Raw genomic sequence first — 25,438 nt, forward strand, 5'->3', positions numbered from 1 at the left:
ATCGCAAAAGCCGCAGTATGTACAGCCTCAGAGCGACCAGGCAACCGTCAAGCCGTCGTGAATCGCTTCTTCGGCGGTGCGTGGTGCCAGGCAGTCGCCAACGCGCCGCACTTCTACCAGGCCGGCCAGCTCGCTGGCCAGGCTGTCTTCCGGCTGATGGCCCATGCACAGCACCAAGGTGTCGATGCCCTCGAAGATCATCGGCTCGCCGCTGGCGGTATGTTGCAGGTACACCGTGTTGTCGTCGCTGCCATACAGGCGCGCATAAGGGGTGATGGGGATGCCCAGGCGATGCAGCTCGCCGGCCAGCTGATCACGCACGTACAGCGGCAGGTTTTCACCGCAGTGGGTACCGTTGACTGCCAACTGCACCTGGTGCCCCTCGCGCACCAGGCGTTCGGCGATGCCAGGGCCGATCCAGTCGCAGCGCCAGTCGATCACCAGCACCGAACGCCCCAGCTTCACTTCGTTGCGCAGTACTTGCCAGGCGTCCACCACCTGCAGCTCGCCGCTGCGCTCGAACGCTGGCCAATAGGGGGTAGCGCCGGTAGCGGCAATGACCAGGTCGGGGCGTTCGCGCTCGACCAGGGCGCGGTCGACCCGGGTGTTGCGCACGACTTCCACACCGGCCAGGGCCATTTCCCGTTGCAGGTTGGTGCTGGCGCCGCCGAACTCGCTGCGCCGCGGTAGCAATTGGGCCAGCAGCACCTGGCCACCGAGCTGCGGGCCGGCCTCGTACAGCGTTACCTGGTGCCCACGGGCGGCGGCCACGGCGGCGGCCTTCATGCCGGCGGGCCCGCCACCAGCGACGAGGATTCGTTTGGGCTTGGTGGTGGGCGTCAGCTGCCCATATTGTAATTCTCGGCCGGTTTCCGGCCGCTGGATGCAGGAAATGGCCAAGCCACGATGGAAGTGGCCGATGCAGGCCTGGTTGCAGGCGATACAGGCGCGTACATCTTCGACCTGGCCGCGTTCGGTCTTGTTCGGCATCAGCGGGTCACAGATCAGTGCGCGGGTCATGCCGCAGACATCGGCCTGGCCGCGGGCCAGGATCAGTTCGGCTTCCTGGGGCTGGTTGATGCGCCCGGTCACGAACAACGGAATGGCCAGCTGTTGCTTGAAGGTGCCAGCTGCTCGGGCCAGGTAGGCCGGCTCGATGGCCATGGGCGGGACGATGTGCACGGCGCCGCCCAGGGAGGCCGAGGTGCCAGCGACGATGTGCAGGTAGTCGAGCTGGCCCTGCAGGGCAACCGCAGCGGCCAGCGACTCATCCTCGCTCAACCCTTGGCTGTCGCGCTCGTCGGCGCTGATGCGCAGGCCGATAATGAACTGCTCGTCGGTGGCGGCGCGCACGGCGGCCAACACCTCGCGCAGGAACCTCAGGCGCTGTTCCAGTTCGCCGTTGTAGCCGTCGCTGCGCAGGTTCACCCGCGGGTTGAGGAACTGCGCGGGCAGGTAGCCATGGCTGGCCACTACTTCGACGCCATCCAGCCCGGCCTGGTGCAGGCGGCGGGCCGCACTGGCGTAGCCCTGGACAATGTCGTCGATCATCGGCTGGTCCAGTGCGCGTGGCATCACCCGGAAGCGTTCGTTGGGTACTGAAGACGCGGAGTAGGCAACCGTCAGCAGGCCGTCCGCCGATTCCATGATCTCCCGGCCGGGGTGAAACAGTTGCGACAGCACCACGGTGCCGTGTGCATGGCAGGCCTCGGCAAGCTGCCGGTAGCCGTCGATGCAGGCATCGTCGGTGGCCATGAGCACATGCGAGGTGTAGCGGGCGCTGTCATGCACACCCGCAACCTGCAGCACGATCAAGCCTACGCCACCGGCTGCGCGGTCGCGCTGGTAGGCAATCAGCTTGTCGTTGACCAGGTTGTCGGTGGGCAGGCAGGTGTCGTGGCCGGTGGACATGATGCGGTTCTTCAAGCGCTTGCCGCGGATCTGCAAAGCTTCGAACAGGTGAGGGAAGGCGGTTTGCATACAGGCGGCTCCGGTGCGGTGTTGTTCTTGTTTTGTTTATGAAAGTGTAGCGCCAGTAAAAAATCAACTTGTTTTTTTACTAGGGCGCGACTAGGTTTTCATCACCCTCAGCGCGAGGGCGTGACCTCACAACAACAAGAAAACGGGCCCTTCGGGCACCGGCAGGAGGAAACTTCGATGCAGGTATTACCACGTGTTCCTGGCCTCTGCGCAATGTTGCTGGCCATTGGCCTGGGCAGTGCGCAAGCCGCGCCGCAGATGGTCGTGGTGGGCTATGGCGGCGCCGGCCAGAAGGCCCAGGACGAGGCAATCTTCAAGCCCTTCAGTGCCCAGGATGGCAGCAAGCTGATCCAGAGCGAATACAACGGCGAGATGGCGCGGATCCAGGTGATGGCCGACACCGGCAACGTCGACTGGGACGTGGTCCAGATCGAGGGGCCGGACTTGATGCGCGGCTGTGATGAGGGTGTCTACGAACACCTCGACTGGCAGCGCCTGGGCCACGCCGCCGAGCTGATCCCCGACGCAGCTCAGGACTGCGGTTCGGCTGCGCTGGTGTGGAGCGTGGCCATCGCCTACGACCGCAATAAGTTGGCGCAGGCACCGGCCTCGTGGGCCGACTTCTGGGACGTGAACAAGTACCCGGGCAAGCGCGGCTTGCGCAAGCGTGCGGTGTACAACCTGGAGTTCGCGCTGCTGGCGGATGGGGTGAAGGTGGAGGACGTCTATAAGGTGCTGTCGACGCCGGCCGGGGTTGAACGTGCTTTTGCCAAGCTCAGCGAACTCAAACCCTATGTCCAGTGGTGGGACGCCGGTGCCCAACCTGCGCAGTGGCTGGCTGCGGGTGATGTGGTAATGACGTCGACCTACAGCGGGCGCATCGCCGTGGCGGCGCAGCAGGGCAGCCCGCTGGCCGTGGTATGGCCTGGAAGCCTGTATGGCATGGACTACTGGGCCATCATCAAAGGCTCGCGGCATGTCGACCAGGCCAAGCGGCTGATTGCCTATGCCAACCAGCCGGATACCCAGGTGCGGTATGTACAGCAGATTCCTTATGGGCCGACCAATACCCAGGCCGCTGCCAAACTTGACCCGGCCTTGGCCCGTTGGGTGCCGACTTCGCCGCAGAACCTGCAAGGGGCGCTGGCGATGAATGTGGAATTCTGGGTCGACCATGGCGAAGAGCTGGAGCAACGCTTCAATGCCTGGGCGAGCAAGTAGCTTCAGGGCACTTCGTCTATACATAGGGAGTACATATGTTCTCCTGTAGTTGAGCCCGTACTGGAGGTCAGTAACAGTCACTGTTGTGCAACCCTGGGGCATAACTGTGCTGGTCCGCTTTTGAGGAATAGCCTTATGCTGTAACGAAATATGTCCAAAAAGCCTGTAGAAGGAAGTCGCAATGCCGCTCAAGGACCTGCTCATCGCCCTGGTGGTGATCGTCGCCTGGGGAGTCAACTTCGTAGTCATCAAGGTAGGCCTCGATGGCTTGCCGCCGATGTTGCTGGGGGCGCTGCGCTTCTTGTTGGTGGCGTTTCCGGCAATCTTGCTGGTCAAGCGGCCGAAACTGCCCTGGCGCTGGTTGATTGCCTACGGCGCGACGATTTCGCTGGGGCAGTTCGCCTTCCTGTTCCAGGCCATGTACAGCGGCATGCCGCCCGGGCTGGCCTCGCTGATCCTGCAGTCGCAGGCATTCTTCACGCTGGGGTTCGCTGCACTGTTCCTCGGTGAACGGCTGCGCCTGGCCAGTGTGCTGGGGCTGCTGGTAGCGGCCAGCGGCCTGGCGTTGATTGGTAGCGAAGATGGCGGCCATGTACCCCTGCTGGCGCTGGTGCTGACCCTGTGCGGCGGTGCCATGTGGGGCATGGGCAACATCATCACCCGGCGATTTGGCTCGGTTGACCTGGTGGCGTTGGTGATCTGGGGCGGGCTGATACCGCCACTGCCGTTCCTGGCGTTGTCCTGGTGGCTGGAAGGGCCTGAGCGCATTGCCCATGCCCTGGCCAACATCAGCTGGAGCTCGGTGCTGGCCCTGGTGTACCTGGCCTTTGTCGCCACCATGCTCGGCTACAGCCTGTGGAGCAAGCTGCTGTCGCGCCACCCGGCCGGCAAGGTGGCGCCGTTCTCGCTGCTGGTACCCGTGATTGGCTTGAGTTCGTCGGCGCTGTTGCTAGGCGAACGCCTGACCGCCATCCAGGGCTGGGGTGCCTTGCTGGTGATGGCGGGGTTGCTGGTGAACGTGTTCGGCGCGCGTATCGGGCAAAGGTTGCGGGCAGTCAGCGCGTAAAGCGCGCAAATAGGCTGCTCGGCGCTCTGTTAGAATCGGCCTCTTTATCCAGGCCGACGGAGCGCTTTCATGATCATTTCCACCACCAGCCAGCTCGAAGGGCGCCCGATTGCCGAATACCTGGGCGTGGTCAGCTCCGAATCGGTGCAGGGCATCAACTTCGTACGCGATTTCTTTGCGCGTTTTCGCGACTTTTTCGGCGGCCGCTCGCAAACCTTGGAAAGCGCCCTGCGTGAAGCACGCGAGCAGGCCACCGAAGAACTCAAGGCGCGGGCACTCCAGTTGCGCGCCGACGCGGTAGTGGGCGTGGATTTCGAGATCAGCATGCCGTCGGTGCAGGGTGGCATGGTGGTGGTATTTGCCACTGGCACGGCGGTGCGCCTGAAGTAGAACGGTCTGCCACTGGTCGGCTGCATGGCTCTTGTCCGGGCGGTCCGCAAATGACCGGCTAGTCTCTTTTTCACAGGCCGCGTTTTCTGGGCGACTCTTCTGGTTGCCGGCGCGACTGCCACTGGAGGGAGACAGGGCATGAGCGAATCCTTTTTCGAAGACCTGAACGATGCGTTCCCCATCAACAGCCAAGTGCGCTGCGGCCAGGCGGCCTTCCGCCTGGGATTCGCCCACATGACGCTGGATGATTCCGAACAGCTCCAGCCTGCACACCTGCAGCGCAGTAAAAAAGGCCGCTTCATGCCGCGGGTTCCGCTGAAGAAGTGATCCCGCCCCAGTACATAACCCCGCCCAATGGCGGGGTTTTTATTGCGCTTTGTTGATCCGCCTCATGGCAATGCCGGGTAGCGCTCGCCGGCTGGCTGTGGTTGTGGTTTTCTGTCGTGGCATTCCAGCGACGGAGGATTGAATGCTCATGCGAGTCAGGGAACAGACTTATTGGCAGTGGGCCGACGCCCATTTGCACAGCCGCAGCCACGACGAAGTCCTCAGTGACGGCACCACGCTGGATGTGCAGGTGCGCTTGTCACGTTTGGGGGCGACCCAGCTGTTTCTAGGGTTGTATGCCGGGGATGGGCGGGCATTGCTGGAGGAGTACTACCCTGCGCGGCCAGGGGAGACCATGACCCGCGCCCTGGTGTGGGGTGTCGACCGGGCCCGTGCGATGGCTACCGGGGCCTTGCCATTGCCGCAAACCCGCCGCCAGCGGCGCCAGGCATGAAAAAGCCCGGCCTATGCGGGCCGGGCTTGGTTAAGGGTGAGAACCCTCAGTTGAGCGGTTCGATCACCTTGACTGCCTGCCGCTCACGGGCGGCGGGCCATTCTTGTTGTAGGGTCTGCAGGACGCGGCCAACGAACTCGGTGTCGGCGGCGGCCTTCTTGCCGACGTAGCCTTGGCCACGGCGGTAGACCTTGAAGCGGGCACGCATGCTGGGCAGGTGCTCTTCAAATTCATCTTCGATCGTGTTCGGTGGCAGGCGGTCGAGCCGCACCTCACCGGTTTGGCTGACCCACAGCAAGTGGTCGTCAAGGCTGTCCTTACGTACGGCGAACAGCTGCGCCAGTTCATCGATAGTCGGATTGTTGTTCAAGTTCATCATAAAGCCCCCATTACCCATTCGTAGGTGATTTTCACAGTTGGCGCTAACACGGTGTAGCGCACTACCAACGCTGCTACAGCAGCATCGCAACAGGGGCTTTCTCACGCTGCCTTTTGGACAGATCCCTCTCCACGGACGGCCTGCGTTACCGCGCAAGCCGTCTGGAACACCCTTGCCACCGCTCCCGATCAGGGAGACGGCTTCATCATGCCCAAGGGCGATGAGCGGCGTCAATCATTTTGTAGTGAATATTTTTACTCACTACATTTCTGTCTTTTTGTTCGACAATCGCTGCTCACACTACAGCCCGGACAGTAACTCGAAGGCTGCACGAACCCGTGCTTCGTTCGGGTAATTTCGATTGGCCAGCAGCACCACTGCCAGCTGTTCACTGGGCACAAAAGCGGCGTATGCACCGAACCCGTTGGTTGCGCCGGTCTTGTTGTACCAGGCTGCCGGCAGCGGCGGCAGGGCCGGTTGCAAGCGCGTGGTTACTTGGGGTTCACGGATCAACCGCGCGCTGTTGCCATCTACCAATGTGCCCAGCGTGACGGGGTAGGGGTAGCGCTCCCAGCCCAGGCCCTGAGTCATGGCGCCGACCTGGAAGTAGCCCTGCTGGGTGATGGCGGTTGCTGTCGACACTGCCGGTGGCAGGCCCTGTGGCTGCATGTGCAGCCGCACGTACTGCAGCAGGTCGCTGGCGCTGGTCTTGATGCCGTAGGCCTCGTCGGCGTAGGGGCCGGGGGAGACGCGCACCGGTTTGTCGGCGGCGTCGTATCCTTGGGCGTAAAGCCCCTGAGCACTGGCCGGAACGTGCAGGTAGGTGTTTTTCAGGCCCATTTTAGCCAGCAGGCCCTCGGTCATCAGCGTCGAAAACGGTTGATGCTGCGCGCGGGCGGCCAGGTCACCGAACAGCCCAAGGCTGGGGTTCGAATAGCAGCGCTGGGTGCCGGGCTTGGCGCGGGGTTGCCAATGGCGGAAGAAATCGACGACCTGCTGCGGTGTCTGCACCGCATCGGGGAACTGCAAGGGCAGGCAGTCGGCACTGTAGGCGCCCAGTTCCAGCACCGTCGCGTCGCCTATGGGCGCCCCGGCAAGTGCAGGATGATAGCGCTTGGCCGGGGCTTCAAGGTCGAGCTTGCCCTCGGCGCTGGCCAGGGCGACCAGGGTGGCGGTGTAGGTCTTGCTCAGCGAACCGATCTCGAACAGCGTGTCTCGGCTGACGGGCACCTTGTCGGCCTTGCTGGCCACGCCATAGCTGAAATAGTGCGCGTGGTCGCGGGCGTAGATCGCCACGGCCATCCCGCTGATACCTTGCTCCTGCATCAACGGGCGGATGATCTGGTCGACCTTGGCCTGTAATTGGTCGTTGGCCTGGGCGCCGGTGTGGCCCAGAGCCAGTGCGATGACAGCCGCTAGCGCGGCCGGGCGGGAGAGGGGCATGAGCGGGTCCTTTTGCGGAACGTGTCCGTTGAGCGATACCGATGGGGGTTCCGGCGTTAGCGCCGAAGAGCCGTAGACCTTATCGTCTGCCCTTGCACAATGACAAGACGGACCCTGTGATGAAGTATTTGCGGATGTTATTCGACAATTTCACCCTGGCTTTGCTCGGGGTGGTCCTGATCGCCACCGTGCTGCCTTGCTCGGGCGACGGTGCGGTGTATTTCGGTTGGCTGACCAACCTGGCCATCGGCCTGCTGTTCTTCCTGCATGGCGCCAAGCTGTCGCGTGAGGCGATCATTGCCGGTGCCGGGCACTGGCGCCTGCACCTGCTGGTGTTCTCTTGCACGTTCGTGATGTTCCCGCTGCTTGGCCTGGCGTTCAAGCCGCTGTTCGTGCCGCTGGTAGGCAACGAGTTGTACCTGGGCGTGCTCTACCTGTGCGCCTTGCCGGCCACGGTGCAGTCGGCCATCGCCTTCACCTCCCTGGCCCGCGGTAACGTGCCAGCAGCTATTTGCAGCGCGGCGGCGTCCAGCCTGCTGGGCATCTTCCTGACCCCTTTGCTGGTGATGATGTTGCTGGGCGCCAGTGGTGACACCGGTTCGGGTCTGGATGCCGTGCTGAAGATCACCCTGCAACTGCTGGTGCCGTTCGTTGCCGGGCAGATCGCGCGGCGTTGGATCGGCGCCTGGGTCAAGCGCAATGCGCGCTGGCTCAAGGTGGTGGACCAGGGTTCGATCCTGCTGGTGGTGTATACCGCCTTCAGCGAAGCCGTGGTCACTGGGTTGTGGCACACGGTATCGCCGCAGCACCTGGCCGGTTTGTTCGCCGTGTGCGGGATTCTGCTGGCGGTGGTGCTGTTTGGCACCCGTGTGCTTGGCAAGGCATTGGGCTTCGACCTTGAGGACCGCATCACCATCCTGTTTGCCGGCTCCAAGAAAAGCCTGGCGACGGGTGTGCCCATGGCCCAGGTGTTGTTCGTGGGCAGTGGTATTGGCGCGATGATCCTGCCGCTGATGCTGTTCCATCAGATCCAGCTGATGGTCTGCGCGGTGCTGGCGCAGCGTTATGCCAGCCGTGAGCAGGACGCTGAAGAGGCTTCGGCGGCGTCCTGAGCGCATGCGCTCCTGCACAGGGATCGCGTAGTAACTGATATCAGTGGGCCTGCCCCGAAGCGCGTTCGCGCAGCGCCTTGCCGACTTCGGCCTCGATCTTGTAGGCCGGCCCCTCCAGGTCGTCATAGTTGCGCGTATAGCGTCGGGCAAATTCCTCCACGCCCAGCTCCTGGTACTGCTGCACATGCTTGAGCTCGTGGGCCCACAGGGCCACGTTGTCCTCGGCATCGCTGGCCCGGCGGAAGATGATCGTGTCGATCAGCGTCACGGCGTTTACGTCGGGGTTCTGCAGCAGCGCGTTGGCTGCGCTCATTTGCTGTTCGTCACCCACCCGGAAGCGCACCGCATCGAGCACGGCAAAGTCGTACCAGGGTTCGAGTTGCGCACGGATATGCAGCGGGATGGGCTCGACGCCGCTGGCGGTGGCCTCATCCCGGGCCTGGCGTAAAGCAAACGTCAGGCTGGACGAGGCCATGACCTCCACATCCTTGAGAATCTGGCCCGCTTGCCCAGGGTCAATCGGCGCACAAAAACAGCCCATCAGGCACACTTGGTATTGCCCCGGTGGGCACGCTTGTTCGGCAAGCGAGGGCAGCGCCAGGGTCAGGCCCAGCAGCAGGCTAATCCGCTTCATGCAAGGCCTTTTCGACAAACTGGCGGCTTGCGTCCAGCACCTGCGACTGCACGCGCTCAGTGGCCAGCATGCGCCCGACCATCAACGCACCTACGCACTGGCTGATCAGCACCCAGGCCAGTTGATCATCTTCCAGTGTTGCGCTCCAGGCCTGGTGCAGTTCGACCAGCCAGTGCTCGGCCTCTTCGCGCACCGGCGCTGCGGCCCGGGCGATTTCCACGCCCAGCGGCGGCAGCGGGCAGCCGCTTTCGGCATTGTGCAGGTGAGCCAGGCTCAGGTACTGCTGCAGGCAGCGGCGCAGGCGTTCGCGGCTGGCGCCCTGGTTGGCCAGGCGGGCCAGCGGGCTGTTGTGGAGCTCCTGGCGTACCACCTCGGTAAACAGGTCGTCCTTGGAAGGGAAGTGGTTGTAAAAGGCGCCGCCGGTCAGGCCGATTGCCTTCATCAGCCCGGCGACGCCAGTGCTGGAAAAGCCCCCACGCTTGGCCAGCGCGCCACTGCTGCTCAGCAAACGTTCGCGGGTCTGCTGCTTGTGTTCGTTGGAATAACGCATTCACTTGCCTCTGCAGGCGGGCTTGACGATGACGGGGATCATAACATAGCGTTCGTTTACTAAACGATCATTCACCAATGGAGGCAGGCATGTCAGAACAACAAAAAGTAGTGCTGGTGATCGGTGCGGGCGACGCCACCGGTGGCGAGATTGCCAAGCGCTTTGCCCGGGAGGGCTACATTGCCTGCGTGACGCGGCGGCAGGCAGAAAAGCTGCAACCGCTGCTGGAGGAAATCCGCGCCGCTGGCGGCCAGGCCCATGGTTTTGGCGCCGATGCGCGCAAGGAGGAGGAGGTGGCAGCGCTGGTCGAGACTATCGAGCGCGATATCGGCCCGATCGAGGCGTTTGTTTTCAATATCGGCGCCAATGTGCCCTGCAGCATCCTTGAGGAAACCCCGCGCAAGTACTTCAAGATCTGGGAAATGGCCTGCTTCGCCGGCTTTCTTAGCGCTCAGGCGGTTGCCCGGCGCATGGTCCAGCGTGAGCGCGGCACGATCCTGTTCACCGGCGCCACCGCTGGCACCCGGGGGGCGGCAGGTTTCGCGGCTTTCGCCGGGGCCAAGCACGGCTTACGCGCCTTGGCCCAGAGCATGGCGCGAGAGTTGGGGCCACGGAATATCCATGTCGCGCATGTGGTGGTGGACGGGGCCATCGATACTGCCTTCATCCGCGACAGCTTCCCCGAGCGCTATGCCCTCAAGGACCAGGATGGCATCCTGGCCCCGGCGCACATTGCCGACAGCTACTGGTTCCTGCACGCCCAGCCGCGAGACGCCTGGACGTTCGAGCTGGACCTGCGTCCCTGGATGGAACGCTGGTAAGCCCCTGTCACCAAGCAAAGGACCGTAACCATGCACAAGACTGTCGATTTCTATTTTGACCTGGGCAGCCCGGCCAGCTACCTGGCCTGGACTCAACTCCCGGGCCTGTGTGCCCGCCAGGGTGCCACGCTGTATATGTGGCCCATGCTGCTGGGCGGGGTGTTCCAGGCTACCGGCAATGCTTCGCCGGCCATGGTCCCGGCCAAGGGGCGCTACATGTTCACGGACCTGGCACGCTTTGCCGCGCGCTATGGGGTGCCATTCGGGCTGCCACCGGGGTTTCCGGTCAATACCTTGACCTTGATGCGCGGGGTAATGGGTACCCAGTTGCGCTCGCCGGAGCGGTTGGAGGCGTTGCTGACGGTGCTGTTCAATGGGCTGTGGGTGCAGCGCCGCAACCTGAGCGACAGCGCCGTTCTGGACGAAACACTGAGCCAGGCAGGGTTCGACCCGCAGGCGTTTCACGCGCTGGCGGCTGACCCTGAAGTGAAAGCAGCGCTCAAGCAGGCCACCGAGGTGGCCGTCGAACGCGGGGTATTTGGCGCGCCGACGTGCTTTGTCGGTGAGGCAATGTTCTTTGGGCAGGACCGTCTGGACTTTGTCGAGCAAGCGCTAAGTCAGGGTGCCAGCAATTTCTCGAGCTGAGTGCGTTCCCACAGGCTTAGCAGGTCGACCGGGTTGGTGCCGTAGCGCTGCCACGCCTCGATCCCGGCCTGCTGGCCTTCTGGGCAGCGGCAACTGATGCAATGCGCCAGGCCTTCGGCATCGAGGGCCAGCGTCAAATGCCAGCCTTGGATGTCGACATCGACCAAGCCGCCTTTGCGCCGTGCACTCACCTCAAGGTGATATACGCCAAGGGCCGCGTTGCGCAGGCTCTGATAGATGGCCCGGGTGTTCAGCGAAGCGCTGCGCGTCAAGATCAGAAATTCGCCGGCGTATTGGCGCTGATGATCTCGGCCTCGTCCTGGCCGATGTTCTTGAAGCTGTGTGGCAGGGTAGTGGGGATGTAGTAGCCGTCGCCCGAGTTGAGCACGCTAACCTGGCCATCGACCCACAACTCCACGGTGCCCCGGGTGACCAGGCCACATTCTTCGCCCTCGGCATGCACGATCGGCTCGCCCGAGTCTGCACCCGGTGCGTACAGTTCGCGCAGCATGCGCATCTGGCGGCCCTCGACACTGGCACCGACCAGCAGCATGCGCAGGCCGTTACGGCCCAGATCTGGCTGCTCGCCGCCGCGGAACACAAAGCGTTCTTCACGCACCGGCTCGTCGAAGCTGAAGAACTCCGCCAGGCTCATGGGAATGCCTTCGAGCAGTTTTTTCAGGGAGCTGACCGAAGGGCTGACGCGATTCTGCTCGATCTGCGAGATCGTCGAATTGGTCAGCCCGCTGCGGCGGGCCAGTTCCCGTTGGGAGAGGTTGTTGCGTTCACGCACCAGTTTGAGTCGCGTCCCCGTGTCCATAGCCGCCTTGTAATCAGAGGTGTAAAAAATAATGAGCGACGCGCATTAAAACACACTCTGCACGCTTGCGCGCTGTGCTTCTCAGGCACGCTGGTCGCGCGGCATCGGCCATAGCCCGACCAGCAGCAACAGCGCGGCCACGGCCAGGAATGGCAAGCGTGGATCGAGGGCATAAACCAGAGTACCAGCCAGTGGGCCGATCACCGCCCCCATGCCCTGGGCCGCACCAATGGATCCGGCTGTGGCACCTTGTTCGGAGGCGTGCATGGCATTGGCCGCCAGCGCTGAAAACGACGGGAACACAAAGCCCATGCCCGCTGCCGCGACGAAGTAGCAGCCCCACAGCCAAGGTGCGCTGGTCGCGAGCGAGCCGCAGGCAAAGCCCAACGCCGAAACCGTGGCCCCTACCCGGATCATTTTCAGTGGCGGCCATTCCAGCTTGCGCAGCAGCACCTGTGACAGCATCAGTGCCACGCCCACCGTGGTCAGCGCGATGCCGGCCGCCTGGGCAGCTTCAGCAGGGCCCAGGTGCAGGCGGTCAAGGGCGAAGAAGCCGACAATGATCTGCGACACGGTGACGCTGAGCATGGCGCTGAACGCTACCAGCAAGGGCCGGCGCAGGCGTGGGTCGTTCAAGCGCACCGGGCTCGGGGCATAGTTGTGGGGCAGCGCCTGCGGCTTGAGGGTGAACAACAGCACGAGAAAGGCACTGGCGGGCAGCAGCGACATGATATGGAAAGGCAGGCTCAGGCTATGCCGAGCCAGTAGCGCCGCCAGCGCCGGCCCCACCACCAGGCCGACCGCGTTGGCCGCCCCCAGCGAGGCCATGGCCCGAGCACGACGCTGCGGCTCGACATGGTCGGCGATCAGCGCATTGCAGCCTACCGGGATAGCCGCATAGAAGGCGCCGATGCAGCCGCGTGCAACCATCAGGCCGATGAACGCTGCGGTCGCGCCCGGCAGCCAGCGCAGCGCGCCCTCGACAAACAGGCATAACAGCCAGTAAGCCAGGGTGAAGCCGGCGGTCCCCAGCAACAGGATACGTCGCCGGCCCAGGCGATCTGCCGCACGGCCCCAGGGCCGGGCCAGCAGCACCCAGACCACGCCGGCCACCGTCACGGCGGCGCCGGCCTGCCAGGTGGCCATGCCAAGCTGGCGGGCAATCGGGCCGATCAGGGCGACGAAGGCCATCATCGACATGGTACAGGCCATGTTGGCCAGCAGCAGCGGACGCAGGTCCAGGGTGCTGGCAGGTTTAAGGGTTGCATGATCCTTTGCGACGTTCATAGGGCAGTCCAGGGCAATAAGGCAAAAAGAATGCCGATCTTATTAAGAATCATTATTGATTGTCGAATGCCCCGGGCTGCTGCAGGTCATTCGCTGCGGCGCAGGGGGCCAGGCCACATGCTACGCAACACGCCGTCGCGGCGCACCCACGCGTGCATCAAGGCTGCACCCACATGCACCAGCACCGTGGCGAACAGCAGGTAGCCGGCCCAGCCGTGCGCCATGCGCAGCACGGCATACAGTTGCAGGTTGTGCGGGGCGATGGCGGGCAAGCCCAGCGGGCGAGGGTAGTCGCCGGCCGACAGCATGGCCCAGCCCAGTAGCGGCATGGCCAGCATCAGGCCATAGAGCAGCAAATGCGAGGCGCCGGCGGCCCAGCGTTGCAGGGTTGGCAGGTCTTGCGGCAAGGGTGGGTGAGGCACGGCCAGGCGCACGCCGATACGCAGCACTACCAGCACCAGCAGTGCCAGGCCTGTGGCCTTGTGCAACCCGATCAGTACAGGGTGGCGTAGCGACAGGTCTGTAACCATGCTCACACCAATGAACAGCATGGCCAGGATCAGCACGGCCATCAGCCAGTGCAGCAGGCGGGCGAAAGGGTGGAAGGCTTCGGGTTTCATGGGCGGGCTCCGGTGCTGAGCGATTCACGGCTGCGGCGGTTGAACGATTCCGAGTAGGCAGCCGAACGGGCAGCGAGGATCGGGTCGGCAGATGCCTCCATGCCACGGGGCAGGATCAACGGGTCGAAGTTGAGGTCGCGGCATGCCCCCTGCTCAGGGGCGTCGACCTGTTCCAGCACCAGGGTGCCGGCGTCTACGCTGCGCCGCTCGGCAGGCCAGGGCCGGGCAGGGTCGTCCACCGCATCGTCGGGTTCGGCCAGCACCAGGCGAAGGGTCCAGCGCAGCGGGCCTTGGGCCAGGCGTTGCTGCAGGTCGTGCTGCAGGAACTGTTTGTCATCGATCTGGGTAGGCAGCGCGGCAAACGCGGTTTGCGGCTCAAGCTGCCAGCGCACCGGGTGGCGCACGCCGCCTGCGTCGATCAGGTGAAAGGCGTTGATGCTGTGGTATTGGGTGCTGGCGAAGCTGTTGCTGGGCTTATAGCCCGCCGCCCATTGGCGAAATGCCGCGCTCTCCGGGTGGGCTGCGAAAAACGCCTGCATGCTGGCAGGGTTCGGTTTGCCGGTGGCCGGGTCTGGCGTGTTCGCCAGCACTTGCTCGTAGAACCCTTGCGGTGTGCTGATTGCCAGCACCGGCGGGTTGTTCATGCCGGTGCGCCAGACCTGCCCATCGTCGGTGCTCAGCTGAATGGCCAGGCTGCGCACGGGTATGCCGGTGTCCGGTGCGAACGGGTTGGCACCGCCAATGGCGAAACGGCCGATCACCGGTACGTGCGCCTGGCTGAATACGCGCGCAGTAGAGAGGTTGGCGGCCTGCCCGCTGGCCTGGAAGTAGCCGCTGACACACAGGCCTTTGGCGTGGTTCTTGCGATAGCCTGGGTAGTGCCCTGCCTGTGCCTCGAAGGTGTCAATGATGCGCTGTGGCGTCAGCCGGGTTTCGCCGAGCCAGCCGGCGGTATAGGCAAAGCCGGCGCCTGCGGCCAGCATCACGGCGCCGATGGCAGCCAGGCGCAAGGCTTTCGCCGGCCCGTGCAAAGGTGAGTTCATGGTCATCGTCCGGTTTGGTAAATGTGCAAGTACGACGGGGCAGGAAAAAACTTATTCCATCGACGGGAATAGAATTTCCTGGCAGGCGTCTGCCTTTACAATGACGACTTCAAAGGCCGGGACTTTGCCATGCATGATCTGGACGACCACCAGTGGCGCGAGCTGCTGGCCCGCCTGCGCCGCTTTGCCGTGTGGCTGACCCGCGAGCCGGGCAGCGCCGATGACCTGGTGCAGGCCACGGTCGAGCGGGCCCTGAGCCGACGCGACCAGCAACGCGACGCCGAGGCGCTGCGGGCGTGGCTGTTTACCATCCTCTATCGGCTTTTTCTTGATGGTAAGCGCCGCGACCGCCTGCATGCCCGCTGGCTGTCTTGGTTCGGGCGTGCCGAGTACGAGGAGGAGCCGCTCGGGGGCAACCTTGAGGCCAGTGTCCTGGCCCAAGCCGACTTGCAGGCGTTTGCCCGGCTGACGGCCGAACAGCGCGCCTTGCTACTGCTTATCAGTATTGAAGGCTTGAGTTACAAGGAAGCCGCCCAGGCCTTGGGCATCCCCATCGGCACTGTGATGTCGCGCCTGTCGCGCGCCCGCAGTGCCTTGCGCGAACTGACCGAGGGCAACCCCCAGCCCCCGGCCTTGCGGAGACTGAAATGACCCGTCTGATCCCCAGCGAAGACGAATTGCACGCTTACGTTGATGAGCGCCTGGCGCCTGTGCGCCGGGCCGAGGTGCAGGCCTGGCTGGCGGCCAACCCGCAGGCGGCGGCACGGGTGGAAGGCTGGCGCGCCGATGCTCGCCGGTTGCGTACGGCGCTGGCCGGGTTTGGCGAACTGCCCGGGGCGACGCAGCTGGACCTTGGGCAGTTGCGTCGGCAATTGCGCCAGCGTCGGCAGCGGCGCTGGGCAGCAGCGGCGGTGGTGATGCTGGCATTGGGTGTGGGAGGGCTGGGCGGTTGGCAGGTGCGCGATGCGTCCCTGGCACGCGCCGACCTGCCCATGGCCGATGCCGTCCAGGCGCACCGTTTGTTTGCCGGCAGCGAGGCGCTGGATATCCAGGCCAGTGATCCAGGGCAGTTGCGCGAATGGATGGGGCGGCATTTCAGCCGCGTGGGGCAATTGCCGGACCTGGCGGGCTATGGCTTCAAACCGGTGGGGGCGCGCTTGCTCAGCAACGAGCAGGGCCCGGCGGCGCTGCTGGTGTTTGAAGATGGCAAGGGCCAGCGTATCAGCCTGTTCCTGCGCTCACCGGGCGAGCTTTATCGGCGCATGCCAGAAGGGCAGCGGGTCGATGGCCAGCTGGAAGCGCGGTACTGGTCGCATGGGGCTTACAACTTTGCCTTGGTCAGCGCGGCAGACGATGTGCGTGGGGCCGGGGTGGGGGAGGCGTTGCGGTTGGGCTTGTGACTGCGGGGATCGAAAGCGGCACACGCCTGCTGTAGGAGCGGCCTTGTGTCGCGAAAGGGCCGCGCAGCGGCCCCAGGATTTCTGCGTCAACGTCTACATTGCTGGGGCTGCGAGGCAGCCCTATCGCGACACAAGGCCGCTCCCACAGCGCGGCGGTGATGCGGATATGGCCCCGGCGATCAGCTCAGTTCCAGCCAGATCGGCGCATGGTCCGACGGCTTTTCCATGCCACGCAACTCATAGTCCACGCCCGCAGCCTTGATCCGCGGCACCAGGTGCTGCGAGGCCATGATCAGGTCGATGCGCAGGCCACGCTTGGGATCATCCTCGAAACCACGGCTGCGGTAGTCGAACCAGCTGAAACGGTCGGTCACGTCCGGATGCAGGTGGCGGAAGCTGTCAACCAGGCCCCAGCCTTTCAAGCGCTCCATCCACTCACGCTCTTCTGGCAGGAAGCTGCACTTGCCGGTCTTCAACCAGCGCTTGGCATTGTCCGGGCCGATACCGATGTCGCAGTCCTGCGGCGAGATGTTCATGTCGCCCATTACCAGCAGTGGCTGGTCGTTGCGGAACTGGCCTTCCAGCAATGCCTGCAGGTCGCTGTAGAAACGCTGTTTGGCCGGGAACTTGGTGGGGTGGTCGCGGCTTTCGCCCTGGGGGAAATAGCCGTTCATGATGGTGATCGGGTTGCCATCGGCATCGGCGAAGGTGCCCCAGATGAAGCGGCGCTGGGCCTCTTCTTCATCGGTGGCGAAACCTTTGTGCAGGCTCAACGGGGCCTGGCGCGACAGCAGCGCTACGCCGTAGTGGCCTTTCTGGCCGTGGTAGTGCACGTGGTAACCCAGTGCTTGCACATCGGCCAGCGGGAACTGATCGTCGCTGACCTTGGTTTCCTGCAGGCCGATCACGTCCGGCTGGTGCTTTTCGATCAGCGCTGCCAGCTGGTGCGGGCGGGCTCGCAGGCCGTTGATGTTGAAACAGACGATCTTCATGGAAAGACGATCCCGGTAAAAGGCGGGATGCTAGCCGACATCGCCCCACATCACCAGCGTGGCGGCTTCGGGAGCCTGCTGCTAACGTGCTGTAGGGGGTGAACGAAGCGCGGTGGTGCACCTCCAAGGCAATGTACGCCCATTCCAGGAGGTCTGCCCGCAATGCCCGAATCCACTGCCGCTCCGGCTCAAGTCTGCCTGCTCGATGACGGCTACAGCCGCGAGGCGCGTTCGCTGCTGTACAACGCCTACCGCCACGAACCTACCTTTGCCTATATCTTCGAAGCCCAGCGCCCGGGGTATGAGCAACGCTTGCGGGTAATGGTGCGCGAATGGGTACGCCAGCATTTCTACCTGCAATTACCTGCCATCGGCTTGCTGGTGGACGACCGCCTGATTGCCCTGGCCCTGATCGTGCCGCCGCTGCGCCGCTTGGGCGTGGCCGACAGCTGGGCCTGGCGCCTGCGCATGATCCTGGGCACCGGCCTGCGCTGCACGCGGCGCTACATGGACTACCAAGCCGCCCTGGCCACCTGCCTGCCAACCGATCAGGTGCATGTGTTGCCATTGCTGGGGGTACACCCGCAATTTCAGGGCAAGCACTACGGTGAGCAATTGTTACAGGCCGTGCACGACTGGTGCGCGGACGACCCCGGCACGCAGGGCGTGGTGCTGGATACCGGCAACGAGCACTACCTGGCCTTCTACCAGCGCCAGGGCTATGAAGAGATTGGTGAGGTCGCCGTAGGACCGATCCGGGAACGCGTGTTCTTCCATCCAAATCCAGTCTCTTCAACTTCCACTTTTGCCTGAACATCCCGCCAGGCGGCTCCCTTGAGCGCCTGGCTCTGGTAGCATTCGCCGCATGACGTATTCAGGAAGATTCACCTGGGGCCTGGTTTTCTGGGCCGCCAGTTTCGCCGCATGGGGCCAGAGCGAGTTGCTGGTGAAGGTAAAACCAGCCAACAAGGCGCTCAAGGCCAATGTCGAAGGCTATATAGGCACCCTTGGTGACCGCGATGAAGAAGCATTGTTACGCTTCAGTCGCGGGGCAGAGGAGCAGGCGCGCAAAGCCGCGCAGGCACTTGGCTACTACCAGGCGCAGATCGATACCGAGGTCAAGCCTCCCAGCGATGCAGACCATTCCCCGCAACTGATCATCAACATCAACCCAGGTGAGGCGATTCGCCTGCGCAACGTGACTGTGCGCATCGAAGGCCCGGCCAGCGAAATGAAGGCCTTTCGCGTGCCCGACAGCAAGGCGCTGCGCGCAGGCGAACAACTCAACCACGGCAATTACGAGGACGCCAAGCGGCTGATCCAGAACCAGGCGTCGCGCTACGGCTTTTTCAGTGGCCGCTTCGGCCGTCAGCGCCTGGCGGTCGACCCGCAGGCCGGTGTGGCCGATATCGAACTGGTCTACCAGAGTGGCCCGCGCTATCGCCTGGGCGCCGTCACTTTCGGCGGTGACACGCCGCTGGACGACGACCTGCTGCAGCGCATGGTTTCGTTCAAACCGGGCACCCCCTACGATTCGGAACTGATCGCCGAACTGAACAATGACCTGCAATCGAGCGGCTATTTCGAAGGCGTGCGGGTGGATGCTGCGCCCACCGCCGCCGTGGGTGAAGAAATCCCGGTGGATGTCCGCCTGGAAACCCGCAAGCCACGCACCATGGGGTTGGGCCTTGGCTTCTCGACCGACGTCGGGCCGCGTGGCAAGGCCAACTGGACCCGCCATTGGGTCAACCCGCAGGGCCACAGTTATGGTTGGGAAACCGAGCTGTCGGCACCCCGGCAGAACGTTGGCCTGTGGTACGACATCCCCCTCGACCCGCCACTGACCGATAAGTTGCGCTTCGCCGGCGGTTACCAGAATGAGGAACTTGCCGGTACCGATACCCTCAGCAAACTGCTGACAGTCGGCCCCGAGTGGCACAGCAAGCTGCCAAGCGGCTGGCAGCGGGTCATTTCGCTCAAGTACCAGCGCGAGGAGTATCGCCTGGGTGACGATTCCGGTTTGAGCAACCTGTTGATGCCTGGCGTGAGCTATTCCTTCCTGCGCAGCGACAACCGCATCGACCCGCACAACGGCTACCGCCTGCAGTTCGATGCACAGGTGGCCAAGGAAGGGCTGGTTTCCGACACCAACCTGTTGCACGGCAACGTACTGCTCAAAGGCTTGACCACCCTTGGCCACAACCACCGCCTACTCGGTCGCGTCCAGTTCGGTGGTAGCGCGACCAATGGCTTCAAGAACAACATTCCGCCGTCGCTGCGCTTTTTCGCCGGTGGCGATCAGAGCGTACGTGGCTACGACTACCAGACCCTGTCGCCGAAGAACAGCGATGGCGACCGTATCGGCGGGCGCTACCTGGTGGCTGGCAGTGTCGAGTATCAGTATTCGCTGACCGAAAAGTGGCGGATCGCGACGTTTGTCGACCAGGGTAACTCGTTCAACAACCTTGAGCTGCCCAGCCTCAAGACCGGTGTCGGTTTTGGTGTGCGCTGGGTATCGCCGGTCGGGCCGTTGCGCCTGGACTTGGCCAAGGCGCTGGATGACGAAGGGGGCATTCGCCTGCACTTTTCCATGGGGCCTGAGCTGTGAAACGCGTGATCAAGTACATTCTGCTGGGCCTGTTCGGGGTCGTTGCGAGCCTGGGCCTGGCACTGGGTCTGTTGCTGGGTACCGAGGCTGGCAGCCGCTGGGCGCTGGGCAAGGTGCCCGGGCTTGAGGTGGCCGACTTCCAGGGCCGCTTGGCGGGCAGCTGGCAGGCCAGCATGCTGCGTTGGGCCGATGGTGGCAGTACGGTAGAGGTGCAGGCGCCGCTACTGGCCTGGTCGCCTGCCTGCCTGATGCGCGCCACCCTTTGCATTGACCAGTTGCAGGCCCAACGCATCGACATGGCCTTTGCGCCAAGTGCCGAGCCAGCCGAGAGCGGCCCGCTGCAGTTGCCATCGCTGCGCTTGCCGCTGGCCATCGAGCTGGGTGAGGTCAAGGTCGGCCAGCTGCGGCTGGATGGCAGCGACCTGCTCGGTGACCTGCAACTGGCGGCGCACTGGACCGGCACCGGGATGCGCATCGACAGCCTGCACCTGCAGCGCGATGACCTGCAATTGAACTTGCAGGGCGACCTGCAGCCCGAAGGTGACTGGCCATTGGAACTCCAGGCGCAGCTGCAATTGCCCGCCATAGACGGCAAACCCTGGCAGCTGGCGCTGACCGCAACCGGCGAGTTGCAAAAGACCCTGAAGCTTGCCGGCGCCAGCAGCGGTTACCTCGACGCTACGCTGAGCGGGCAGTTGCAGGCGTTGGCCGAGCACCTGCCGGCGACCCTGCAGATTCGTTCAGAGGCGTTCAAACCGGCGGGCTCGCTGCCCGATACCTTGCAGTTGAATCAGCTCAAGCTTGATGCGAAGGGCGATCTGCTCAAGGGTTATCAACTGTCGGGAACGGCCAGCCTGCCGGCTGAACAGTCGCCAATCGCGTTGGCGCTGTCCGGGTTGGTCGACAGCAAAGGCGCCAGGCTCGATGCCCTTGACCTGACCGCCAGCGACACCCAGCGCGTGAAACTGCAGGCCACGGCCGACTGGCAGCAAGGCCTGACCGCCGACGCGCAACTGGACTGGCAGGACTTCCCGTGGTTGCGCCTGTACCCGCTGGAGACGCCGCCCGAGGTCACCCTCAAGCGCTTCAACACCCAGGTTCATTATCGCGATGGCAATTACCAGGGCACCTTCAAAGGCGACCTGGATGGCCCGGCAGGGGCGTTCAGCCTGGCCAGCCCGTTCGAAGGTGACCTGGCCCAGGTGCAACTGCCGCAACTGGCGCTGACCGCCGGGCAAGGCAGGGCCGCAGGCAGTGTGGCCGTGCGTTTTGCCGACACCTTGGCCTGGGATGTCGACTTGCAGCTTTCGGCGCTCGATCCGGCCTATTGGCTGGCGGAGCTGCCGGGCACCTTGGCAGGGCCGCTGCGCAGCAAAGGCGAGATGAAGGGCGAGATGCTCACCCTTGATGCCCAGCTTGATCTGAAAGGCCGCCTGCGCGGCCAGCCGGCAGTGTTCAAGGCCGAGGCCCAGGGGGCGGGGCAGAACTGGACACTCGGCGCCTTGGCGATCCAGCTGGGTGACAACCGTATCAACGGCAGTGGCAGCTTGCAGCAGCGCCTGGCCGGGCGAATCGACCTTGATCTCCCTCGCCTGGGCCAGCTGTGGCCAAGGCTGCAAGGCCAGGTCAAGGGCCGGCTGGATGTTGCCGGCACCTTGCAGGCTCCGCAAGGCACGCTGACCTTGCAGGGCCAGCGCTTGGCCCAGGCCGAAAACCGGCTGCAACAGCTGGACCTGGATGCCCGCCTGGACAACGCCCAGCGCGGTGTGATCGAGCTAAAGGCCACTGGTATTCACCTGGGCGACACGGCATTGGGCACGCTGCAGGCCAACGGCAAAGGCGACATTCGCCAGCAAGCTTTGACCCTGGCGCTGGATGGCCCGCAACTCAAGCTTGACCTCGGCCTGGATGGCCAGTTGAGCAAGGGTGACTGGCGTGGCCGCCTGGCCAGTGGGCGTATCCAGGCCGGTGGCCAGGACTGGCAGTTGCAAGCGCCGGCGCGGCTGCAGCGTTTGGCCAGCGGCCAGCTGGATTTCGGTGCCCATTGCTGGCGCTCCGGCCAGGCCAGCCTGTGTGGTGACGACCAGCGCCTGGCACCCGAACCGCGCCTGCGTTACCACCTCAAACAGTTCCCGCTTGACAGCCTTGCCCAGTGGTTGCCGAAGGACTTCGCCTGGCAGGGCTTGCTCAATGCTGATATCAACCTGGACATCCCGGCCAGCGGCCCCAAAGGCAATATTGTCATTGATGCCAGTGGCGGCACGCTGCGCGTGCGCGACAAAGGGCGTTGGGTCGATTTCCCTTACCAGGCGCTGCGTGTCGACAGCACGTTGGCGCCTCGGCGTATCGATACCCGCCTGGCCTTCCGTGGTGAGCGCCTGGGCGAGCTGAGCGTCAACACGCGTCTCGACCCGCTGGGCAAGAACAAGCCGCTGTCGGGCGATTTCCGCTTGGCCGGGCTGGACCTGGCGGTGGCCCGTCCGTTCGTGCCGATGGTCGAACGCCTTACCGGGCAGCTCAACGGCAGTGGCCGGCTTTCAGGCACCTTGTTGGCACCACAGGTTAATGGCAGCCTGATGCTCAGCGGTGGTGAAGTCAGTGGCGCCGAATTGCCGGCCAGTCTTGAGGACTTGTCATTGCAGGCGCTGATCGCTGGCGAACAGGTGCAACTCAATGGCAGCTGGCGCAGCGGCGATGCAGGGCGCGGCCAGTTGAGTGGCAACCTCACATGGGGTCAGGCGCTGGGCATGGACCTGCGCCTGCAAGGCCAGCAGCTGCCGGTCACGGTCGAGCCCTATGCAACGCTGGAGGTAGCCCCGGACCTGGCCTTGCGTCTGGTCGATGACAAGCTGGCAGTTACCGGCAAGGTGCTTGTACCCAAAGGCAAGATCACCGTGCGCGAACTGCCGCCGTCGACCGTGAAGGTATCGGATGACACAGTGATCGTCGGTCACCAGACCGAAGAGGGCAAGCCGCCCATGGCGATGGCCATGGACATCGATGTTGAAGTGGGCCAGGACAAGTTGTCGTTCAGTGGCTTTGGCCTCACCGCCAACCTGCTCGGTCACGTGCATATCGGCGACAACCTCGATACCCGTGGCGAGTTGAGCCTGGCCGACGGCCGCTACCGTGCCTACGGCCAGCGCCTCACCATCCGCCGCGCGCGCTTGCTGTTTGCCGGCCCGATCGACCAGCCCTACCTGGACATCGAAGCCATCCGCACAGTCGATGACGTGATTGCCGGTATCCGCCTGAGCGGCAGTGCCGAGCAACCCACAACCAAGGTATTTTCGGAGCCGGCCATGAGCCAGGAGCAGGCGCTGTCGTACCTCGTGTTGGGGCGGCCTCTGGGCAACTCTGGCGAGGACAACAACATGCTTGCCGAAGCAGCGTTGGGCCTGGGGCTGGCTGGCAGCGCCGGTATTACCGGCAGCCTGGCCTCGAGCCTGGGCATCGACGACTTCCAGCTGGACACCGAAGGCTCGGGCAACACCACCAGCGTGGTCGCCAGCGGCAACATCACCGAGAAGCTGAGCCTGCGTTACGGCGTGGGTGTGTTCGAGCCTGCCAACACCATCGCGTTGCGTTACAAGCTGAGCAAGAAGGTGTACCTGGAAGCCGCCAGTGGGCTGGCCAGCTCACTGGACATCTTCTACAAGCGCGATTTCTGAAGCGGTGCCGGGGCGGCCGTCAACGGACGGTCGCCGCCTCGATGAATTCATTGGTCTCGGGCGAGGGCTGCGGATCAAGGGCGCGTACCGGGACGATCAGGTTGGTGTATTCGTCTATCAGCCGGTTCAGGGCTTCCGGTGGCTCGCTGGCCTGGAACTGCATGCGGATCTGCACTTCGTCAGGGTCACGGCTTTCGCCCTGACGGCCTTGGCCACCGATGGTGACCTTGAAGCTCGCAGTCTTGCTCTCGCTCGCAGTCAGCAAAGCCTGTTGCGCTTCGGTCCCTTTGACCCGTACCGACAGGTCGACCTGCATGCGCTCCAGGGCCAGGCCCTTGGGCGACACCAGTGCAAACAGGGGGACGCGCATGATGTGCTTCCCATCCATGGCCACCTCGACCATCTTGGCTTTCATGGGGGCGCCCAGGGCGTCGCTGTCGCACTCGAAGAACTGGTCGAACAGGTTGATGTACTGTTGTGCAATCAGGCTGTTGGTGGCGCTGGCTGCTTCTTGCAGGCCACGGGTGATCTCACGCAGGTCGATGGAGGTCATCGGGGCAGGGGGGGTATTCACGGGCTCGCCTCCTCAGGCCAGATGGTGCCCCCTGATGCTGGCCAGGGGGCTGTTTTACGGCGCAGGGGGCGTTTCAAGGGACAGGGGTGCCGGCATTGGCAGCAGGGTCTCTCAAGGTGTCGGCCTGGGAGATTTCGTCCGGGCTTTCCAGGGTAGCGGTCTTGATCACGGTTGGCTTGGTCGCCGCATCGGTCAGGAACTCGATCACCCTCATCATGGCTTCAGGTGGCTCCTGGCGCTTCATCGTCGTATTGAAGGCGTAGCGGGCGCGGGTGTCGGTCTTGCGTGTCTGGGCGGATTTGTGGCTGACGCTGCCCTTCACGTTCAGTTTGAAGGGGCCCCAGCCCAGTGAGCCGGTCACCTCTGCACCCATTTCCGTGCTGGAGGTGTCTTCCGACATCTGATTGATGATCAGCTCGAATTCGACATTGCCTTCATCGATGGAGATGTTCGGGTGTGTGATGGCCGCCAGCAGCGGCACCTTCATGGTCTTGCTGACCACACCCTTGTATTCACCCTGTTCGTCGACGATGGTCTCGTCGTAGTCGAACTGGATGGCCACGGCCTTGCCGTCCTGCACGCACACCTGCATCAGGAAGTCGGCGTACGACTTGCTGGCGGTAACCTGTGCCTGGACCATGGCCTGCAGGGGGCCTGCGATCATGCGATCCATGGGCAAGGCGTTGATCACGGACCCGATGAGGCTGTTGTCTATCGACATGTCTGTTTGCTCTTTGTGTTGAGGGGAAAGGTGGCCACCCTTGGCGGCCTAGGTACTGGCCGTCAGCGAGCGCAAGTTTCCTGGCGACGGATGTTGCCGATCTGGCGCAGGCTCAGGCCGTACTTGTTGGCCAGCAGGCTGCGTGAAAGGCCATTGGCGCTTTCCTTCTGGATCTGCTGGTTGCGCAGCTGGCGCAGGAAGTGGTCAGCCTTGGGGATCTCCAGGGCTACTCCGGCAAAGCGCTTGATCAGTGCGTCGAGCGCGTCGGCCGGCAGCACGTCGGCCAGCTTGGTCCGCTCGCGGTACTTGGGGATGTACTTGGGCCTGCCGCCGTAGGCGCAGGTCAACTGGTAGGCGTTGTCGATGCCGATACAGTCGACCAGGGCCTGCAGCGAGTGGGGCAGTTGGCTGATATCGATGAGGCTCAAGTCTGGTAATTCCATATGGCGCTCCTTCGGGATGGGGGAATGTGCGACCCGATCACCAGCGGCGTTATGTCGACGGTGTGAGCAAATTCTGTGTGACAGCCACGGCGCGTCGCTAGGCGACATATGGGTTGCGGTTTGTAGCCTCGGTGAACAGGGGTTGCAGGCAGCGATATCCTGCGTTGTAGGACATGTCTTCACGATCTGGCTGTGGCCGTTGATTTCCCATCAGGGCGCTCCGCTCGTCCAGTGATG

General features: G+C 63.8%; 27 protein-coding genes. 13 read left to right on the forward strand and 14 right to left on the reverse strand.

Going from position 1 to position 25,438, the window contains the following annotated elements; all coding sequences use genetic code 11:
• Positions 1 to 27: 27 nt before the first annotated feature.
• Positions 28 to 1,980: an FAD-dependent oxidoreductase gene (locus tag JOY50_RS05770; protein WP_132840415.1), complete on the reverse strand. Its 1,953-nt coding sequence runs from the start codon at positions 1,978 to 1,980 to the stop codon at positions 28 to 30.
• 177 nt (positions 1,981 to 2,157) lie between these two features.
• Here JOY50_RS05770 and JOY50_RS05775 point away from each other — a divergent pair, with 177 nt between their 5' ends.
• From JOY50_RS05775 to JOY50_RS05795, 5 genes are all read left to right on the forward strand, one after another.
• Positions 2,158 to 3,201, forward strand: coding sequence for an ABC transporter substrate-binding protein (locus JOY50_RS05775; RefSeq protein ID WP_243054907.1), 1,044 nt, complete (start codon positions 2,158 to 2,160; stop codon positions 3,199 to 3,201).
• Positions 3,202 to 3,382: 181 nt separating this feature from the next.
• The gene (locus JOY50_RS05780; RefSeq protein ID WP_028613787.1) at positions 3,383 to 4,267 is read left to right on the forward strand and encodes an EamA family transporter; all 885 of its coding nucleotides are present in this window, start codon (positions 3,383 to 3,385) and stop codon (positions 4,265 to 4,267) included.
• A 69-nt stretch (positions 4,268 to 4,336) separates the two neighbouring features.
• Positions 4,337 to 4,657, forward strand: a complete 321-nt coding sequence (locus tag JOY50_RS05785) for a YbjQ family protein (protein ID WP_016500011.1) — start codon at positions 4,337 to 4,339, stop codon at positions 4,655 to 4,657.
• Positions 4,658 to 4,795: 138 nt separating this feature from the next.
• A complete protein-coding gene (locus tag JOY50_RS05790; protein WP_003253897.1) occupies positions 4,796 to 4,984 on the forward strand; it encodes a hypothetical protein in 189 nt (62 codons plus the stop codon).
• Positions 4,985 to 5,126: 142 nt separating this feature from the next.
• Positions 5,127 to 5,438, forward strand: coding sequence for a hypothetical protein (locus JOY50_RS05795; protein WP_028613788.1), 312 nt, complete (start codon positions 5,127 to 5,129; stop codon positions 5,436 to 5,438).
• A 46-nt stretch (positions 5,439 to 5,484) separates the two neighbouring features.
• Here JOY50_RS05795 and JOY50_RS05800 read toward each other — a convergent pair whose 3' ends face one another.
• Together JOY50_RS05800 and ampC are read right to left on the reverse strand one after the other, a co-directional pair.
• Positions 5,485 to 5,817, reverse strand: a complete 333-nt coding sequence (locus JOY50_RS05800; protein WP_132840420.1) for a hypothetical protein — start codon at positions 5,815 to 5,817, stop codon at positions 5,485 to 5,487.
• 300 nt (positions 5,818 to 6,117) lie between these two features.
• On the reverse strand, positions 6,118 to 7,260 hold the full coding sequence (gene ampC, locus JOY50_RS05805) for a class C beta-lactamase (protein ID WP_132840422.1): 1,143 nt from the start codon (positions 7,258 to 7,260) through the stop codon (positions 6,118 to 6,120).
• 119 nt (positions 7,261 to 7,379) lie between these two features.
• Between ampC and JOY50_RS05810 the strand changes: the two genes are divergently transcribed.
• Positions 7,380 to 8,372 carry a bile acid:sodium symporter family protein gene (locus tag JOY50_RS05810; protein WP_028613790.1) on the forward strand — a complete coding sequence of 331 codons (993 nt, stop codon included), beginning with the start codon at positions 7,380 to 7,382 and terminating at the stop codon, positions 8,370 to 8,372.
• Positions 8,373 to 8,412: 40 nt separating this feature from the next.
• On the opposite strand, the gene JOY50_RS05815 is transcribed toward JOY50_RS05810, so the two are convergent.
• Both JOY50_RS05815 and JOY50_RS05820 read right to left on the reverse strand, forming a co-directional pair.
• Positions 8,413 to 9,006 (reverse strand): DUF4157 domain-containing protein, encoded by a 594-nt coding sequence (locus tag JOY50_RS05815; RefSeq protein WP_138737127.1) that lies wholly within the window; start codon positions 9,004 to 9,006, stop codon positions 8,413 to 8,415.
• Complete coding sequence (locus JOY50_RS05820) at positions 8,993 to 9,556, reverse strand: TetR/AcrR family transcriptional regulator (RefSeq protein ID WP_132840426.1); 564 nt, start codon at positions 9,554 to 9,556, stop codon at positions 8,993 to 8,995. Before JOY50_RS05820 ends, JOY50_RS05815 begins: the two co-directional genes overlap by 14 nt.
• A gap of 89 nt (positions 9,557 to 9,645) precedes the next feature.
• Between JOY50_RS05820 and JOY50_RS05825 the strand changes: the two genes are divergently transcribed.
• The gene (locus JOY50_RS05825; RefSeq protein WP_132840428.1) at positions 9,646 to 10,377 is read left to right on the forward strand and encodes an SDR family oxidoreductase; all 732 of its coding nucleotides are present in this window, start codon (positions 9,646 to 9,648) and stop codon (positions 10,375 to 10,377) included.
• A 30-nt stretch (positions 10,378 to 10,407) separates the two neighbouring features.
• Positions 10,408 to 11,022, forward strand: coding sequence for a 2-hydroxychromene-2-carboxylate isomerase (locus JOY50_RS05830; RefSeq protein WP_132840430.1), 615 nt, complete (start codon positions 10,408 to 10,410; stop codon positions 11,020 to 11,022).
• Here JOY50_RS05830 and JOY50_RS05835 read toward each other — a convergent pair.
• The 5 genes from JOY50_RS05835 to JOY50_RS05855 all read right to left on the reverse strand — a co-directional run bounded on the left by JOY50_RS05835 (position 10,995) and on the right by JOY50_RS05855 (position 14,798).
• The gene (locus tag JOY50_RS05835; RefSeq protein WP_192902519.1) at positions 10,995 to 11,294 is read right to left on the reverse strand and encodes a hypothetical protein; all 300 of its coding nucleotides are present in this window, start codon (positions 11,292 to 11,294) and stop codon (positions 10,995 to 10,997) included. The genes JOY50_RS05830 and JOY50_RS05835 overlap by 28 nt on opposite strands.
• Before the next feature lie 2 nt (positions 11,295 to 11,296).
• Positions 11,297 to 11,842, reverse strand: a complete 546-nt coding sequence (locus JOY50_RS05840) for a cupin domain-containing protein (protein ID WP_028613796.1) — start codon at positions 11,840 to 11,842, stop codon at positions 11,297 to 11,299.
• Between the two features lie 81 nt (positions 11,843 to 11,923).
• On the reverse strand, positions 11,924 to 13,129 hold the full coding sequence (locus JOY50_RS05845; RefSeq protein ID WP_132840433.1) for an MFS transporter: 1,206 nt from the start codon (positions 13,127 to 13,129) through the stop codon (positions 11,924 to 11,926).
• Between the two features lie 86 nt (positions 13,130 to 13,215).
• Complete coding sequence (locus tag JOY50_RS05850) at positions 13,216 to 13,749, reverse strand: cytochrome b (RefSeq protein ID WP_132840435.1); 534 nt, start codon at positions 13,747 to 13,749, stop codon at positions 13,216 to 13,218.
• Positions 13,746 to 14,798, reverse strand: a complete 1,053-nt coding sequence (locus JOY50_RS05855) for a catalase family peroxidase (protein ID WP_132840438.1) — start codon at positions 14,796 to 14,798, stop codon at positions 13,746 to 13,748. Before JOY50_RS05855 ends, JOY50_RS05850 begins: the two co-directional genes overlap by 4 nt.
• 123 nt (positions 14,799 to 14,921) lie before the next feature.
• On the opposite strand from JOY50_RS05855, the gene JOY50_RS05860 reads away from it, so the two are divergent.
• A complete protein-coding gene (locus JOY50_RS05860; protein WP_028613800.1) occupies positions 14,922 to 15,443 on the forward strand; it encodes a sigma-70 family RNA polymerase sigma factor in 522 nt (173 codons plus the stop codon).
• Positions 15,440 to 16,192: an anti-sigma factor gene (locus JOY50_RS05865; protein WP_243054908.1), complete on the forward strand. Its 753-nt coding sequence runs from the start codon at positions 15,440 to 15,442 to the stop codon at positions 16,190 to 16,192. The genes JOY50_RS05860 and JOY50_RS05865 overlap by 4 nt, the downstream gene beginning before the upstream one ends.
• A gap of 179 nt (positions 16,193 to 16,371) precedes the next feature.
• Here the strand turns inward: JOY50_RS05865 and xthA are convergent, their stop codons facing one another.
• Positions 16,372 to 17,184 carry an exodeoxyribonuclease III gene (gene xthA, locus JOY50_RS05870; protein ID WP_095115079.1) on the reverse strand — a complete coding sequence of 271 codons (813 nt, stop codon included), beginning with the start codon at positions 17,182 to 17,184 and terminating at the stop codon, positions 16,372 to 16,374.
• A 162-nt stretch (positions 17,185 to 17,346) separates the two neighbouring features.
• Between xthA and JOY50_RS05875 the strand changes: the two genes are divergently transcribed.
• Genes JOY50_RS05875 through JOY50_RS05885 form a run of 3 tightly spaced genes read left to right on the forward strand, consistent with a single transcriptional unit; the run spans position 17,347 to position 23,463 of the window.
• Entirely contained in the window at positions 17,347 to 17,997 is a 651-nt protein-coding gene (locus tag JOY50_RS05875) for an N-acetyltransferase (RefSeq protein ID WP_138737125.1), read from the forward strand.
• 52 nt (positions 17,998 to 18,049) lie between these two features.
• Entirely contained in the window at positions 18,050 to 19,792 is a 1,743-nt protein-coding gene (locus JOY50_RS05880; RefSeq protein WP_132840444.1) for an autotransporter assembly complex family protein, read from the forward strand.
• Entirely contained in the window at positions 19,789 to 23,463 is a 3,675-nt protein-coding gene (locus tag JOY50_RS05885) for a translocation/assembly module TamB domain-containing protein (RefSeq protein WP_243054909.1), read from the forward strand. The genes JOY50_RS05880 and JOY50_RS05885 overlap by 4 nt, the downstream gene beginning before the upstream one ends.
• Before the next feature lie 19 nt (positions 23,464 to 23,482).
• Here the strand turns inward: JOY50_RS05885 and JOY50_RS05890 are convergent, their stop codons facing one another.
• The 3 genes from JOY50_RS05890 to JOY50_RS05900 all read right to left on the reverse strand — a co-directional run bounded on the left by JOY50_RS05890 (position 23,483) and on the right by JOY50_RS05900 (position 25,201).
• Positions 23,483 to 24,037 carry a DUF2589 domain-containing protein gene (locus JOY50_RS05890; protein WP_132840449.1) on the reverse strand — a complete coding sequence of 185 codons (555 nt, stop codon included), beginning with the start codon at positions 24,035 to 24,037 and terminating at the stop codon, positions 23,483 to 23,485.
• Positions 24,038 to 24,110: 73 nt separating this feature from the next.
• Positions 24,111 to 24,758, reverse strand: coding sequence for a DUF2589 domain-containing protein (locus tag JOY50_RS05895; protein ID WP_243054910.1), 648 nt, complete (start codon positions 24,756 to 24,758; stop codon positions 24,111 to 24,113).
• Positions 24,759 to 24,820: 62 nt separating this feature from the next.
• Positions 24,821 to 25,201, reverse strand: coding sequence for a Mor transcription activator family protein (locus JOY50_RS05900; RefSeq protein ID WP_028613808.1), 381 nt, complete (start codon positions 25,199 to 25,201; stop codon positions 24,821 to 24,823).
• Positions 25,202 to 25,438 lie beyond the last annotated feature (237 nt).

It is taken from the genome of Pseudomonas sp. BP01 (assembly GCF_022760795.1).
In the GTDB taxonomy this organism is placed as follows: Bacteria; Pseudomonadota; Gammaproteobacteria; order Pseudomonadales; family Pseudomonadaceae; genus Aquipseudomonas; species Aquipseudomonas putida_Q.

Coding starts and splice junctions, on each gene's coding strand:
- JOY50_RS05770 (WP_132840415.1), bottom strand. CDS start 1,980: ATGCAAACCGCCTTCCCTCACCTGTTCGAAGCTTTGCAGATCCGCGGC.
- JOY50_RS05775 (WP_243054907.1), top strand. CDS start 2,158: ATGCAGGTATTACCACGTGTTCCTGGCCTCTGCGCAATGTTGCTGGCC.
- JOY50_RS05780 (WP_028613787.1), top strand. CDS start 3,383: ATGCCGCTCAAGGACCTGCTCATCGCCCTGGTGGTGATCGTCGCCTGG.
- JOY50_RS05785 (WP_016500011.1), top strand. CDS start 4,337: ATGATCATTTCCACCACCAGCCAGCTCGAAGGGCGCCCGATTGCCGAA.
- JOY50_RS05790 (WP_003253897.1), top strand. CDS start 4,796: ATGAGCGAATCCTTTTTCGAAGACCTGAACGATGCGTTCCCCATCAAC.
- JOY50_RS05795 (WP_028613788.1), top strand. CDS start 5,127: ATGCTCATGCGAGTCAGGGAACAGACTTATTGGCAGTGGGCCGACGCC.
- JOY50_RS05800 (WP_132840420.1), bottom strand. CDS start 5,817: ATGATGAACTTGAACAACAATCCGACTATCGATGAACTGGCGCAGCTG.
- ampC (WP_132840422.1), bottom strand. CDS start 7,260: ATGCCCCTCTCCCGCCCGGCCGCGCTAGCGGCTGTCATCGCACTGGCT.
- JOY50_RS05810 (WP_028613790.1), top strand. CDS start 7,380: ATGAAGTATTTGCGGATGTTATTCGACAATTTCACCCTGGCTTTGCTC.
- JOY50_RS05815 (WP_138737127.1), bottom strand. CDS start 9,006: ATGAAGCGGATTAGCCTGCTGCTGGGCCTGACCCTGGCGCTGCCCTCG.
- JOY50_RS05820 (WP_132840426.1), bottom strand. CDS start 9,556: ATGCGTTATTCCAACGAACACAAGCAGCAGACCCGCGAACGTTTGCTG.
- JOY50_RS05825 (WP_132840428.1), top strand. CDS start 9,646: ATGTCAGAACAACAAAAAGTAGTGCTGGTGATCGGTGCGGGCGACGCC.
- JOY50_RS05830 (WP_132840430.1), top strand. CDS start 10,408: ATGCACAAGACTGTCGATTTCTATTTTGACCTGGGCAGCCCGGCCAGC.
- JOY50_RS05840 (WP_028613796.1), bottom strand. CDS start 11,842: ATGGACACGGGGACGCGACTCAAACTGGTGCGTGAACGCAACAACCTC.
- JOY50_RS05845 (WP_132840433.1), bottom strand. CDS start 13,129: ATGAACGTCGCAAAGGATCATGCAACCCTTAAACCTGCCAGCACCCTG.
- JOY50_RS05850 (WP_132840435.1), bottom strand. CDS start 13,749: ATGAAACCCGAAGCCTTCCACCCTTTCGCCCGCCTGCTGCACTGGCTG.
- JOY50_RS05855 (WP_132840438.1), bottom strand. CDS start 14,798: ATGACCATGAACTCACCTTTGCACGGGCCGGCGAAAGCCTTGCGCCTG.
- JOY50_RS05860 (WP_028613800.1), top strand. CDS start 14,922: ATGCATGATCTGGACGACCACCAGTGGCGCGAGCTGCTGGCCCGCCTG.
- JOY50_RS05865 (WP_243054908.1), top strand. CDS start 15,440: ATGACCCGTCTGATCCCCAGCGAAGACGAATTGCACGCTTACGTTGAT.
- xthA (WP_095115079.1), bottom strand. CDS start 17,184: ATGAAGATCGTCTGTTTCAACATCAACGGCCTGCGAGCCCGCCCGCAC.
- JOY50_RS05875 (WP_138737125.1), top strand. CDS start 17,347: ATGCCCGAATCCACTGCCGCTCCGGCTCAAGTCTGCCTGCTCGATGAC.
- JOY50_RS05880 (WP_132840444.1), top strand. CDS start 18,050: ATGACGTATTCAGGAAGATTCACCTGGGGCCTGGTTTTCTGGGCCGCC.
- JOY50_RS05895 (WP_243054910.1), bottom strand. CDS start 24,758: ATGTCGATAGACAACAGCCTCATCGGGTCCGTGATCAACGCCTTGCCC.
- JOY50_RS05900 (WP_028613808.1), bottom strand. CDS start 25,201: ATGGAATTACCAGACTTGAGCCTCATCGATATCAGCCAACTGCCCCAC.